Here is a 13,327-nt window from a genome sequence, read left to right on the forward strand (position 1 = left end):
CCCCCGATCAGGTCCAGAAGACCGCGACACCGATGTTCAGCACGACGAGCGAGGCGGCCGTCGGCAGCAGCCAGGACGGGGCCTTGGGCTTGTTGACGTTGATCGCCACGACGACGGCGATGGCCACGACGACCAGCAGCTTGACGCCGATCTTGACGTGGTCGTACTTCACGGCGTCGACGAGCGGGTCGATGCCGACCAGCGCGACGCCGGTGAGCAGCTGCAAGGCCGCGCCGTGCAGCCATCCCTTGTTGACCGGCGCGTCCTTGCCGGCCCTGGCCTGCAACATGATCATCGCGACCAGCATGCCCATGCCGAGCAGGTGCAGGAACACCAGCAGCAGGCGTACGAACTCCACAGCTTTTCCCTATCGACGTCGAGTGGCCAGGAATCCCCGCAGGCCCAGCACGCCGATGACGGTGCCGAACACGAGCGAGGCGATCACGAGCACCAGGTGCACAGTGAAGAAGGCGGTAGGTCCGTCGCTAAACGAACGTGGGTCCTTCCAGATGTTCTTCAGGAACGTGGGCCAGATCACCCACGACCACACTCCGAAAGCCACCAGGAAGAGTGACATCGGGCGCGAGAGCTTCACGTTCACCAGTATCAGACGTGGTGCGTGCACGCGGCTAAACGGGGGTGGATAGCCTGAACGTGTGCCCTTCCCAAAACGGCTCATCGTCGCCCTGGTCCTAGCAACGGCCACAGCCGCGTTCGCCGCACCGACCGGCACCGCACAACAGGCCGCCGGCTCGGCACAGTGCGCGAACCGCGAGACCCCGCCGCCACCGGTGGACACTTCCGAGCAGCCGGCGCCGGGCCAGAAGGCCCCTGCCGCGCTCGAGGTGCCGGAGAAGCCCATCGGCGGTGATCGGCTGGGCGAGTGCGGCCTGATCCTGCCGCCGAACTCGGCGCAACCTCCCAGCGGCATCACCGCGGCTTCGTGGCTGCTCGCGGACATCGACAGCGGTGCTGTCATCGCCGCGTACGACCCGCACGGCCGCCAGCGCCCCGCCAGCATCATGAAGGTGCTGCTCGCGATGGTCGTCGCCAAGGAACTGCGGGGCGACCTCGTCGTCACCGCCAGCGCTGAAGACACCCAGCAGGAATGCACCTGCGTCGGGCTGAAGGACGGCGGCCAGTACACGGTCCGCCAGCTGCTGCACGGCCTGCTGCTCACCTCGGGCAACGACGTGGCGCACACGCTGGCCCGTCAGCTCGGCGGCGTGCCGAACGCCCTGCGCAAGATGAACGCGATGGCCAAGGAGCTCGGCGCCCTCGACACCCGCGCCGTGACCCCGTCCGGCCTCGACGCGCCCGGCACCAGCACCTCGGCCTACGACGTCGGCCTGATCTTCCGCGGCGCGATGAAGTACGACGAGTTCGCGCAGGCCATCAAGCTGCAGCAGTCGCAGTTCCCCGGCCGCAACGGCGGCACGATCATGCTGCAGAACGACAACCGCCTGCTCCAGAACTACCAGGGCGCGCTCGGCGGCAAGACCGGCTTCACCGACGACTCGCAGCACACCTACGTGGGCGCCGCGGAACGCAACGGCCGCCGTCTCGTCGTCGTGCTGCTGCGCGGTCAGCAGACCCCCACGCGCATCGACGCCCAGGCCGCGAAGATGCTCGACTACGGCTTCGCCATGGGCCCCGGCGGCGTGGGCAAGCTCGTCGACGGCGCCCCGCAGCCGAAGCAGAACGTCGTTCCCACGCAGAGCACCGACACCCAGGACGACGCAGCCGCCGTCGACTCGCGCACGGGCCGCCCCACGCCCACCGCGTTCGGCACCGTCGGCCTCCCGATCACGGCCGTGGCGGGCCTCGGCCTGCTGGCCGGTCTCGTGCTCTTCATCCGCAGCAAGCGCGCCAAGGCGGCCAGGGCCCGCCGGCAGGCCGCGCAGGCGGCACAGGGCTTCTGAGGCACCGAAGACGACGGCCCCAGCGCACCCGCGCTGGGGCCGTTCACGTTCTGAACGCTGAACGCTACTTGCGGCGCCACCGGAGACCGAGCACCGCGCCGACAACCGCACCGGCACCCAGCATCAGCGATGGCGAGGGGCCGGACCGCATCTCCACCACCGGAGAGATCACCGCGGGCGGCGGGGCCTTCACGACCTCGGGCTCGAGGTTCTCCCTGGCGGTGGCCGTCCAGGCCGTGATGAACAGGATGAACTGCGCTACCAGGTTCGCGAACACCAGCACACCGATGACGGACCCGAACGCGGCCGAGGTCGGAGACTTGGTCGTGAACGACAGGAAGATCGTCGCCGTCTGCTTCAGCACCTCGAACCCGACCGCTCCGGCGAACGCGCCTTTGATCGCGCTGCGCCACCCGACGGGCTTGCGCGGCAACCGCGAGAGCACCCACAGGAACACGAGCCAGTTCGCGAGCAGCGACAGGACGATCGTGCCGATCCGCAGCAGGACGTGCGCCCAGCCGGCGTTCTCGAGCCCCATCCACCTCAGGACCAGCTCGGCGAACCCGGTCCCCACCGCCGTGATGCCGAACGACAGCACGATCGCGAGCCCCAGGCCGAGCAACGACAGCAGGTCGCGCCACAGCGTGCCGAGGAACGGCAGGTTCTCCTTCGCGTGACCCCACTGCGCGGTCAGGGCGTCGCGGAGGTTGCTCATCCAGCCGAGACCGGAGTAGGCGGCGCCGAGCAGGCCGATGATGCCGACGATGCCCTTGGAGTCCAGGGCGCTGTTCACGGACTCGTTGACCTGTTCACGCAGCTGCGGGTCCGGTACGGCCTCGGCGATGTTCGCTCGCAGCGAGGCCAGCAGGTCCGGCTGCGACTGCAGCACGAAACCGGCGATCGCGAACCCGATCATCAGGATCGGCACCAGCGACAGCACGCTGAAATACGTCACCGCGGCGGCGTAGTGCGTGCCGTACCTCTCGGTGAAGCGCTCATACGCTCGCATGATGTGGTCGAACCACGCGTACTTCCGCCGCCACTTGTCCACACGCAAAACGCTAGTGCAAGTGCACTACTCAGGCAGAACAAAGCCGATCTTGTCGTACGTACGGCGCAACGTGACGGAGGCGACCTCACGGGCGCGCTCGGCGCCGCGGGCCAGGATCTTGTCCAGCGACGCCACGTCGTCGAGGTACATGCGGACGCGTTCCTGCACCGGCGTGACCCACTCGGTGAAGACCTCGCCGAGGTCCTTCTTCAGGTCGCCGTAGCCCTTGCCGTCGTAGTCGGCGACCAGCGACTCGACCGTGCGGCCGGTCAGGGCCGAGTAGATCGTCAGCAGGTTCGAGACACCCGGCTTGTTCTCGACGTCGAAGACGATCTCACGGCCCGTGTCGGTGACGGCGGAACGGATCTTCTTGGCCGAGCGCTTCGGGTCTTCCAGCAGCTCGACGACGCCACCGGGCACCGACTTGCTCATCTTCGCCGTCGGGTCCTGCAGGTCGAAGATCTTGGCCGTGTCCTTGACGATGTACGCCTCTGGCAGCCGGAACGTCTTGCCGTGGCGCGAGTTGAAGCGCGTCGCGAGGTCGCGCGTCAGCTCCAGGTGCTGGCGCTGGTCCTCGCCGACCGGCACGTAGTGCGCCTGGTACAGCAGGATGTCCGCGGCCTGCAGGATCGGGTACGTGAACAGGCCCACGCCGACGGACTGCTCCTGGCGTGCGGACTTGTCCTTGAACTGCGTCATCCGCGACGCCTCGCCGAAGCCGGTCAGGCACTGCATGACCCAGCCGAGCTGGGCGTGCTCCGGGACGTGCGACTGCACGAACAGGGTCGCCCGGTCCGGGTCGATGCCCAGCGCGAGCAGCTGGGCGGCCGAGACGCGCGTGTTCTGGCGCAGTTCCTTCGGGTTCTGCTCCACGGTGATCGCGTGCAGGTCGACGACGCAGTAGAACGCGTCGTGCGCCTCCTGCAGGGCCACCCACTGCCGCACCGCACCCAGGTAGTTGCCGAGGTGGAACGACCCGGCCGTCGGCTGGATGCCGGACAGGACGCGGGGGCGCTTTACGGGCTCTGCAGGCGCGTTCTCCGTGGACACGGACGAAATCTTCTCAGACCAGGTGGATCAGTGGTGCGCGGTGTCCTGCTGGACCAGGTCGATGCGCTGGTTGGCCGCCACGACGGGAGCCGGCTTGCGCCGCTTCACCAGGCCGTACAGCAGACCGCCCACACCCGCGGTGACCGCGATCAGACCCACGGGACCAGCTGCGGTACCGGTCATGCTGCCTTCGACCGCCGCGCTCAGAACCAGACTCATGCCGTGCACTTGCCGAGCCTCCCCAAGGCACAGGTTCACCCCGGAACGGGTGAACCTCGCTGACTGATTGGCCGCCAAGCTACCGATGGCCGGTAGCGTCTATGCGCCGAATCAGACTATCGGTCATGGATGATCGGATCGCACTCGCCCATATGTCGTAGTCCGCTGACGCGCGTTACGCCCTGCTAGTGAAGCCAGGGTCTGAAGCTCACTCACAGTGCGCGCCGATCCGTGCTCGGATCCCGCCATGCGGCTGATGGTCTCCTCCATCAACGTGCCGCCGATGTCGTTCGCGCCGCCGTTGAGGATCTCCGCGGTGCCCTCGTCGCCGAGCTTCACCCAGGAGCACTGGATGTTGTCGACGCGTCCGTGCAGCGCCAGCCGTGCGAACGCGTGCACGGCGCGGTTGTCGCGGCGGGACGGACCGGGACGGGCGACTCCCGCCAGGTAGATCGGGGCGTTGCGGTGCACGAACGGCAGCGCGACGAACTCGGTCAGCCCGCCGGTCCGGTCCTGCAGGTCGGCCAGCACCCGGAAGTGCGTGAGCCAGTGACCGGGGTGGTCCACGTGGCCGTACATCATCGTGCTCGACGAACGAATGCCGAGCTCATGGGCGGTGCCGACGACGTCGAGCCAGGTCGCGGTCGGCAGCTTGCCCTTGGTCAGCACCCAGCGCACGTCGTCGTCGAGGATCTCGGCCGCCGTGCCGGGGATCGTGTCGAGGCCGGCTTCCTTCAGCTCCGTGAGCCACTCACGGATGCTCACGCCCGCCTTGGCCGCGGCGGAGACGATCTCCATCGGGCTGAACGCGTGGACGTGCATCCCGGGCAGCCGCTTCTTGATCGCGCGCACGACGTCGGCGTAGTACGTCACCGGCAGCTTGGGGTCGATGCCACCCTGCATGCAGACCTCGGTGGCGCCGTCGTCCCACGCCTCCTGCGCGCGGTCGGCGACCTCTTCGGCGCTCAACCTGAAAGCGTCCGCGTCGCGTTCACGCTGGGCGAAGGCGCAGAAGCGGCAGCCGACGTAGCAGACGTTGGAGAAGTTGATGTTCCGGTTGACCACGTACGTGACGTCGTCGCCGACCACCTCGCGCCGCAGCTCGTCGGCGAGGCGGGTCATCTCCTCCAGCGCGTCGCCGTCCGCCGTCAGCAGCGCCATCGCGGCCTCGGTGTCGCCGAGCAACGCCGCCGGGTCGTTCGCGGCGATCTTCAGTCCACGTTGGACGTCGTCGGGAAGCCGTTGCGGGACAACAGGAACCTTCAGCTCGTCCCAGTCGCCGTAGACCTCGTCGAAGTCGCCGCGGCGGTCGCTCGTGCGGCCCTCCGTGTCGATCGCGGTGTTGAGGTCCGCGCGGCCGAACGTGTCGAGCCCGCCGTCCGGCTCCTGCCACTCGCGGCCGGCCACGGGGGCGTCCGGGTTCGCGAGGCCGTTTTCCAGCGCCAGCGCGGAAACGTGCGCGGTGAGCCGGGTGTCGATCCACTGCCCCGCCGCCGCGCGGACGTAGCGCGGGTAGACGTTCAGCCGTTCCTGCAAGGAGAAACCGGCCTCGCGGGTGATCTCCGCGAGCTGGTCGACCTGCGGCCACGGCTTCTCGGGGTTCACGTGGTCGGGCGTGACCGGCGAGACGCCGCCCCAGTCGTCGACACCCGCGCGCAGCATGAGGCCGAACTCGCCGCCGACGAGGTTCGGCGGCGCCTGCACGCTCACGGTCGACGGCATCACAAGGCGCGCAACGGCGATCGTCGCCGCGAGCTCGGTCAGGTCGGCGTCGGGCATGCCTCGCATCGCCGTGTCCGGCTTGGCGCGGAAGTTCTGGATGATGACTTCCTGGATGTGCCCGTACTGCTTCGCGACCTGGCGCATCGCGAGCAACGACTCGGCGCGCTCGGCGACGGTCTCGCCGATGCCGATCAGGATCCCGGTGGTGAACGGGACGTTCACGCGGCCGGCGTCGGTGAGGACGCGCAGCCGGACGGCGGGTTCCTTGTCGGGGCTGCCGTAGTGCGGGCCGCCCTTCTCGCTCCACAGCCGTTCGGCCGTGGTCTCGAGCATCATGCCCATGCTGGACGCGACGGGGCGCAGCCGCGTCAGCTCCTCCCAGCTCAGCACGCCGGGGTTGAGGTGCGGCAGCAGGCCGGTCTCCTCCAGCACCGCGATGGCACTGGCCCGCACGTAGTCCAAAGTGGACTCGTAGCCGCGCGCGTCCAGCCACTCCTTCGCGGCGGGCCAGCGGTCCTCCGGCCGGTCGCCGAGCGTGAAGAGGGCTTCCTTGCACCCCTGCGCGGCGCCGGCGCGGGCGATCGCCAGCACCTCGTCGCGTTCGAGGAACGCGGCGGGCAGCTTGTGCGGCACGGTCGCGAACGTGCAGTAGTGGCACCGGTCCCGGCACAGCCTCGTCAGCGGGATGAACACCGACCGGCTGTACGTGACGATCCCGGCACGTCCCTCGGCGAGCAGGTGCGCGTCCCGCACCTTGCCCGCCGCCGTCAGCAACGAGTCCAGGTTGTCCTCGCGCGCGTGCAGCAACACGGCGGCTTCCGTCGCGTCGAGCACGGCACCGTCAGCGGCCCTGCGCAACGCACGCCGCATGGCCGCCGCACTCGGACGAGGCTGCGGTGGGATTAGCGAGATGTCCACTGCCACGTCAACGACCTTAGGCCGCCGAAATTCCTGATCAGGTGCGACTGGCTGTGGGACATCCCACTCAGCGCACCGCGACGAGCAGTTCCGCGTTCCGGTCGAGCGGCGTGCCTAGAGGGTCCGTCCGCGAGTGGATGTCGTTGTAGGTGATCTCCCGGCACAGGCTGGCGAGGGCCGTGTCACTGCGGTCGTCATAGTCGACCTGGTAGGGCGCATCCGCTTCGAGCAACGTCGTGAACAGCGACAACGTGCCGTCACCGTTGTCCGCCACCTCGATCACGCGGGCGTGCTGCGGGTAGTCGACGTGCGCGGCGGTGTTGATCTCCCAGAAGCTCCTGCTCGCCGTGGCGTGCCGGTGCGGGGTGATCACGTTGCGGTGCGTGTGGCCGTTGACCCACGCCAGCACGTTCGGAAAGCGGTGCAGGAGGTTCACGAGCGCGTCGCCGTTCACACGCGGGTCGAGCGGCCGGCGCTTGTCCGGCAGCACGTTGCCCATCGTCGTGCTCGTGTGGTGGCTGAAGAGCACGAACAGCTCGTCGGTGACGTTCTGCCGTTGCGGCAGGCCGAGCCAGTCGTAGTAGAGCGAACTGTTGCGCCTGAGGGTCTTCTCGATCCAGTTGAGCTGGTGCAGCCCGATGGAGCCCGTGGAGAACCCGGCGAGGTTCGTGGTGTCCATGCTGATGCCGGTGACACCGGGCGCCATCCGAAACGAGTAGAAGACGTCCACGCCGTCCGCGTTGGCGTCCGTGTACCCGTGTCCGCCCGTCGGCAGATGCTTGCGCACGAACTCACCGGTGCTGAACAACCTCCTCCGACTGTCCGGCGTCACGGTCCGGACGACGCCGCCGCTCGCGAGGATGGCCATCGCTTCCGGGATGGCCTTGGGGTCGTTGAACGCCTGCGCGACCTTCGCGTTCTGCACGGGGTCACCGAATCCGACGATCTTCTTGCGGCCGGTGTACCAGCTGTCGAGCAGCCCGTCCGGCAGCGCGCCGACCACGCTGTCGTCGTGGTTGCCGATCGTGGAGTACCAGGGGATGTCCAGGCCAGGGCTCGTGAACTCGCGCACCGCCGCGTCGAGCAGACCCTGCAGTTGGGGGAATCCCTTTGCCTTGTAGTCGTCGGCACCGCTGAGGTCCGGCTGCCAGAACGTGCTGATGCCCGCGTTCTGCACGCCCTCGTACCTGGCGTCGCCGGTGTTCGGCGTGATGCGACCGCCGTTGAGGACCGTGAGGTACCAGTCGAGCTCGATGTTCTCGTGGTTGTCGGTGTTGTCCCCGGTCGTCATGAGGAAGTCGAAGGGCCTGCCGGTCAGCGGACCGTTCTTGACGGCGTTGACCCGCCGCACGAGGCTCGTCGAGCCCTGCGTCGTCAGCGCCTCCTGCGGCCGGTGCGCACTGGAACCCATGATCGGGTGCAGGTACTCGAACCGGAGCGGGCTCTGCGCGTCGCAGATGTGCATGTCGCTGAACTGCACGAAGCTGGCGAGGGCTGTGCGCCTGGCCTCCCGGTCGGGTTTGGCCAGGACCAGGTCGCCGCGCACGACCGTCGGCCAGCCCGGGCCTGCCGCGAGCCTGCGGTAACCGCTGGTGCCGATCGGTGTGGCCGTGGTGTCGAGCGTGGTGCCCGCGGTCGACGCAAACGCTTGGCGGTCCAGGAGTGGCACGCCTGCGGCGCCCACGCCCATCGCCAGGAGGAAAGACCGCCGGTTGAACCCTGTCATGCCGCCCCCGACTCATCGATGGTGAATCGTGTTCATGTTCAGGGGACGGGCGGGTTGAATCGAGCCGTCAGGTGGGTGACAAGAGCGATAAAGGCTGTTCGGGCTGGGTCAGTCGGAGTAGTGCGACGGGCCCTGATCGAGCCCCGCGAGCAACTGGTGCAGCCGCTCCTCGAGCTGTGGAAGCTTGTCGGTGAGCACCTGCCACACGAGCGCGTCGTCCACACTCGCGTAGCCGTGGATCAGGATGTTGCGGAAGGCCACGATGCGAGGCAGGTCGGGTACCGCGGCAGCAAGCTCGGGAGAGACCTTCGACAGGTTGTTCAGCGCCTCACCGATGATCTCGAACTACCGCTCGACAGCGGATCGCAACATCGCGTCAGCAAGGTAGTCCGTGTACGACTTGCCCCTGCTGAACTCGGCCAGCAACTCCGCAGCGCGAAGGGCATCCCACAGGTACGCGCGGGGGTCACGCCGCATACAGGGTTTCCTTGCTTTCCATGACCTGCTCGCGGAAGTAGGGGTTGCGGATACTGCTGTCGACCACCAGGTCGACAGGCCTGCCGAGGATCCGCTCCAGTCCTTCCTTCAAGGCGAAGTAGGTACCGAAGTGATCGAAATCGTCGCCTGCGTCGAAGTCGACGAGAAGGTCCACATCGCTGGTTCTCACGTCGAACGAACCACTGACCGCCGATCCGAACACGTCGAGACGTCGAACACCCAGCGTTCGGCACAGTTCTTCGATCTCCGTCAGCCTGGCTGCCACGACCTCGTGCACCCTCGTCACCTCCTCAGACACGATTGTGCCTGATCTCGGGCTTCGGGTCAGTCGGAGTAAACGACGGTGACGGGCGCGTGGTCCGACCAGCGCTCCGCGTACGTCGCCGCCCGCTCCACCACGGCCGAAGTGGCCCGAGCCGCCAGCCCGTCCGTGGCGACCTGGTAGTCGATCCGCCACCCGGAGTCGTTGTCGAAGGCCTTCCCCCGATACGACCACCACGAGTACGGCCCGGCCACATCAGGGTGCAGCGCGCGCATCACGTCGTTGTAGCCCGACGCGAACACGGAAGTCATCCACTCCCGCTCGTACGGCAGGAAGCCGGACTCCTTCTGGTTCGTCTTCCAGTTCTTCAGGTCCGCCTGCTGGTGCGCGATGTTCCAGTCGCCGCACACGAGCACCTCACGGCCCGAGACAGCCGCCTTCTCCCGCAGCGACACCAGGTACGGCAGGAAGGCCGCCATGAAGCGGTCCTTCTCGTCCTGCTTCGCCGTGCCGACGTCGCCGGACGGCAGGTACAGGGACGCGACGACGACGCCGGGCAGTTCGATCTCCACGTAGCGGCCGCTCGTCTCGAACTCGGCGGTGCCGAAGCCCACACGGATCGATGAAGGCTCCAGACGAGACAACACACCCACGCCCGCACGGCCCTTCAACGAGGAAGGTGCGTACACGCCGTGCCAGCCCAGAGGTGAGTGGACGTCCGGCGCCAGTTCGGACGGCTCGGCGCGGACTTCCTGCAGGCACACCACGTCCGCGGAGGTGGAAGCCAGCCACTCGAGGTAGCCCTTCTTCGCGGCGGCGCGCAGACCGTTGACGTTGACCGTGGAGACCGTGAGCACGACGGAGGAGCCTACTGGGAGGCCAGGCCCCAGGGCTTCGGGTACTCGGCGTCGCAGCGGGCGCAGTGCGCCGTCAGGTCGAGGTAGCCGACGAGGGTGGCCATCTCGTCACGGGGCAGTGCCAGCTGACGTTCGCCGTAGACCTCGGTGTAGAGGCCCTGCCACTCCGGCTCGCAGGAGCACTGCGTGACGCTCTTGCCTCTGCCCCAACGAAACATGTTCCGCAGCATGCACGCGAGTTTACTTGCAGGTCGAATCGCTGGTCAGGGCGACGAACGACTGGCTCACCCAGCGGCGGTCGCTCAGCATCCGGTAGCCGTTCTCGACGCGGGACTGGGCGCTGGTCACCGCGTCGCGCGGCATGGTCGAGACGATCGGCTGCATGTCGCCGGGTCCCGAGCGGACGTTGAGGATGTCGGCGGTCACCGTGATCTTGCAGATCCCGGTCCCCTTGTCGCTGTCGATCGGTTTGCCGCCGTTGACGGCGTACATCACGCCGGCGACCCCGAGCACCCCGATGACGATCATTCCCCGAACCGGTACACCGAACATCGCACTGCCTCCACCCGCACAAAGCCCTTGGAACAGCAGATATATCGGCTGCGAGACCTGTGTGGACGGCTCTGCGCGGCAACCACCCGCAAGAGGAACCGACCGGGTGACGGGCAACGCAGAAGGCCACCCCGGTGTGACCGGGGTGGCCTTCTCACGTGCTCGAATCAGGCGATCAGAACGACGCCATCTTCTTCTTGAGGTTCTCGTCGAGCGCGGCGAGGAAGTCCTCGGTGGTCAGCCACGCCTGGTCCTTGCTGATCAGCAGGGCCAGGTCCTTGGTCATCTGACCGGACTCGACGGTCTCGATCACGACCTCCTCGAGCGCCTCGGCGAAGCGGATCACCTCGGGGGTGCCGTCCAGCTTGCCGCGGTGCATGAGGCCACGGGTCCACGCGTAGATCGACGCGATGGGGTTCGTGGAGGTCGGCTTGCCGGCCTGGTGCTGGCGGAAGTGACGCGTCACGGTGCCGTGCGCAGCCTCGGCCTCGACCGTCTTGCCGTCCGGCGTCATCAGGACCGACGTCATGAGGCCGAGCGAGCCGAAGCCCTGCGCGACCGTGTCGGACTGGACGTCACCGTCGTAGTTCTTGCACGCCCAGACGTAGCCGCCCTCCCACTTCATGGCCGCTGCGACCATGTCGTCGATGAGGCGGTGCTCGTAGGTGAGGCCCTTGGCGTCGAACTCAGCCTTGAACTCCTCGTTGAACACGCGCTCGAAGATGTCCTTGAAGGCGCCGTCGTAGGCCTTCAAGATCGTGTTCTTCGTCGACATGTAGACGGGGTAGCCCCGCTGCAGGCCGTAGGAGAACGAGGCGCGGGCGAAGTCCTCGATGGACTTGTTGTAGTTGTACATGCCCATCGCCACACCGCCCTCCGCCGGGAACTCGGTGACGACGTGCTCGATCGGGTCCGAGCCGTCCTCCGGCTGGAACGTGATCGTGAGCTTGCCGGCGCCGGGCACCTTGAAGTTGGTGGCCTTGTACTGGTCGCCGTGGGCGTGACGGCCGATGATGATCGGCTTCGTCCAGCCCGGGACCAGCCGCGGGACGTTGGAGATGATGATCGGCTCGCGGAAGACGACACCGCCGAGGATGTTGCGGATCGTGCCGTTGGGCGAGACCCACATCTTCTTGAGGCCGAACTCCTCGACGCGCGCCTCGTCCGGCGTGATCGTGGCGCACTTGACGCCGACGCCGTGCTTCTTGATGGCGTTGGCGGCGTCGATCGTGACCTGGTCGTCGGTGGCGTCCCGGTGCTCGATGCCCAGGTCGTAGTACTCCAGAGTGACGTCCAGGTACGGGTGGATCAGCTTGTCCTTGATGAACTGCCAGATGATCCGGGTCATCTCGTCGCCGTCAAGCTCGACGACGGTGCCCTGAACCTTGATCTTGCCCATAATCCTGGGCGCTCCTCTCGCGACGATGCAAGCAGGACAAGCGTACTGGTAAAACGCCGCCCTGTGCCTGCGACCCTGGTTACATCGATTCAACTGGCGCCAAGCACTGCGCCGTTGGTGTGAACCGTAGTCCTCTCGCGCACTGGTCACCACGAGAGAGGGCCCCACCAGGCAGGAGTCGATCTTCTTCGCCGTTGAACGAGTTCCGCTCCGGCGGCGTTCAAGCCACGACTACTGTCAGCACGGACGGGTGATCACCAGAAGGGGCGTAAGTGTCAACTGGGCCAACACATGCGATGAGTGGACTGCTCGCCTGGAGCGCTGTCACCGCACTCGCGTCAAGTCACCCGATCGGCCAGCTCTCGCCGCAGAGCTGGGCCGTTGGCGCGGTTCTCGCCACTGGCGCGGCACTCCTGCCCGACCTCGACCACCCCGGTTCGACCATCTCGCGCACGTTCGGAGCACTGAGCAGCGGGCTGTCCGCGGGCATCAACGCGTTGAGCGGCTTCGTCTACCGGACGACGCGCCTGAAGCGCGACTCCAAGCGGGACGGCGGACATCGCGGTCTCACCCACACGCTCGTCTTCGCCCTGTTCTCCGCCGTCTTCACGGCCGCGGTCGTCCAGAACAGCCAGAAGTGGGCACTGCCGGTGCTCATGTTCGTGTTCGCCGGTCTCGCGGTGCGCGGCATCATGAACGACTGGTGCCCCAAGCAGGACGCTCTGCTGATCACCGTGGTGTCGGCGGGGATCACCTGGGCGATGATCGCGTGGACCTCGCAGTCGGACGCGTCCGCCGCGGCGTGCGGGATCGCGGTCGGCATCGGGTGCTTCGCGCACTACGTCGGTGACGCGATCACCGAGCAGGGCTGCCCGATCCTGTGGCCGATCCCGATCTTCGGCAAGACGTGGTACCCGGTGGCGCCGCCGAAGATCATGCGGATGAAGACCGGCGGCGTGGTGGAGATGGCCGTCGTCGGGCCGATCGTGACGGTCCTGTCGATCTGGCTGGGGCTCGCCGCGTTGCAGGGAACGGGCGCACTGCCGTTCCTGGACTGGGTGGACCTCCTTCCGGTCTAGTTCCACCGCCGGTAATCCGGCGTCCACCTGCGCCTCATCCGATCGGCCTAGCCTCCACGGACCCCGACCCGT

At 67.4% G+C, this 13,327-nt stretch carries 15 protein-coding genes; 2 read left to right on the top strand and 13 right to left on the bottom strand.

Annotated features, from left to right (window positions below):
• Positions 1-7 precede the first annotated feature (7 nt).
• Both LX88_RS01045 and LX88_RS01050 read right to left on the bottom strand, forming a co-directional pair.
• Positions 8-358 (bottom strand): hypothetical protein, encoded by a 351-nt coding sequence (locus LX88_RS01045; RefSeq protein WP_090067205.1) that lies wholly within the window; start codon positions 356-358, stop codon positions 8-10.
• 9 nt (positions 359-367) lie between these two features.
• The gene (locus tag LX88_RS01050) at positions 368-595 is read right to left on the bottom strand and encodes an SCO4848 family membrane protein (protein ID WP_258946043.1); all 228 of its coding nucleotides are present in this window, start codon (positions 593-595) and stop codon (positions 368-370) included.
• A gap of 61 nt (positions 596-656) precedes the next feature.
• Here LX88_RS01050 and LX88_RS01055 point away from each other — a divergent pair, with 61 nt between their 5' ends.
• Complete coding sequence (locus tag LX88_RS01055; protein ID WP_258946044.1) at positions 657-1,922, top strand: D-alanyl-D-alanine carboxypeptidase family protein; 1,266 nt, start codon at positions 657-659, stop codon at positions 1,920-1,922.
• Between the two features lie 64 nt (positions 1,923-1,986).
• On the opposite strand, the gene yhjD is transcribed toward LX88_RS01055, so the two are convergent.
• The 11 genes from yhjD to LX88_RS01110 all read right to left on the bottom strand — a co-directional run bounded on the left by yhjD (position 1,987) and on the right by LX88_RS01110 (position 12,176).
• Positions 1,987-2,973: an inner membrane protein YhjD gene (gene yhjD, locus LX88_RS01060; RefSeq protein ID WP_258946045.1), complete on the bottom strand. Its 987-nt coding sequence runs from the start codon at positions 2,971-2,973 to the stop codon at positions 1,987-1,989.
• 24 nt (positions 2,974-2,997) lie between these two features.
• The gene (trpS, locus tag LX88_RS01065; RefSeq protein WP_258946046.1) at positions 2,998-4,023 is read right to left on the bottom strand and encodes a tryptophan--tRNA ligase; all 1,026 of its coding nucleotides are present in this window, start codon (positions 4,021-4,023) and stop codon (positions 2,998-3,000) included.
• 27 nt (positions 4,024-4,050) lie between these two features.
• Positions 4,051-4,242 carry a hypothetical protein gene (locus LX88_RS01070; RefSeq protein WP_143086787.1) on the bottom strand — a complete coding sequence of 64 codons (192 nt, stop codon included), beginning with the start codon at positions 4,240-4,242 and terminating at the stop codon, positions 4,051-4,053.
• Between the two features lie 123 nt (positions 4,243-4,365).
• Positions 4,366-6,888 (bottom strand): bifunctional FO biosynthesis protein CofGH, encoded by a 2,523-nt coding sequence (locus LX88_RS01075; protein WP_258946047.1) that lies wholly within the window; start codon positions 6,886-6,888, stop codon positions 4,366-4,368.
• A 61-nt stretch (positions 6,889-6,949) separates the two neighbouring features.
• Positions 6,950-8,608, bottom strand: a complete 1,659-nt coding sequence (locus LX88_RS01080) for a TIGR03767 family metallophosphoesterase (protein WP_258946048.1) — start codon at positions 8,606-8,608, stop codon at positions 6,950-6,952.
• 108 nt (positions 8,609-8,716) lie between these two features.
• The gene (locus tag LX88_RS01085; RefSeq protein ID WP_308203432.1) at positions 8,717-8,947 is read right to left on the bottom strand and encodes a HepT-like ribonuclease domain-containing protein; all 231 of its coding nucleotides are present in this window, start codon (positions 8,945-8,947) and stop codon (positions 8,717-8,719) included.
• A gap of 127 nt (positions 8,948-9,074) precedes the next feature.
• Positions 9,075-9,383, bottom strand: a complete 309-nt coding sequence (locus tag LX88_RS01090) for a nucleotidyltransferase family protein (protein WP_258946050.1) — start codon at positions 9,381-9,383, stop codon at positions 9,075-9,077.
• Between the two features lie 47 nt (positions 9,384-9,430).
• Positions 9,431-10,225: an exodeoxyribonuclease III gene (locus tag LX88_RS01095; protein ID WP_258946051.1), complete on the bottom strand. Its 795-nt coding sequence runs from the start codon at positions 10,223-10,225 to the stop codon at positions 9,431-9,433.
• 11 nt (positions 10,226-10,236) lie between these two features.
• Positions 10,237-10,455, bottom strand: coding sequence for a hypothetical protein (locus LX88_RS01100; protein ID WP_258946052.1), 219 nt, complete (start codon positions 10,453-10,455; stop codon positions 10,237-10,239).
• Between the two features lie 10 nt (positions 10,456-10,465).
• Entirely contained in the window at positions 10,466-10,753 is a 288-nt protein-coding gene (locus LX88_RS01105; protein ID WP_258946053.1) for an SH3 domain-containing protein, read from the bottom strand.
• Positions 10,754-10,952: 199 nt separating this feature from the next.
• Positions 10,953-12,176 carry an NADP-dependent isocitrate dehydrogenase gene (locus LX88_RS01110; protein ID WP_090067195.1) on the bottom strand — a complete coding sequence of 408 codons (1,224 nt, stop codon included), beginning with the start codon at positions 12,174-12,176 and terminating at the stop codon, positions 10,953-10,955.
• A 272-nt stretch (positions 12,177-12,448) separates the two neighbouring features.
• On the opposite strand from LX88_RS01110, the gene LX88_RS01115 reads away from it, so the two are divergent.
• Positions 12,449-13,255: a metal-dependent hydrolase gene (locus LX88_RS01115; RefSeq protein ID WP_258946054.1), complete on the top strand. Its 807-nt coding sequence runs from the start codon at positions 12,449-12,451 to the stop codon at positions 13,253-13,255.
• Positions 13,256-13,327: the final 72 nt, after the last annotated feature.

Source organism: Lentzea californiensis (assembly GCF_024648825.1).
Taxonomy (GTDB): domain Bacteria; phylum Actinomycetota; class Actinomycetes; order Mycobacteriales; family Pseudonocardiaceae; genus Lentzea; species Lentzea californiensis.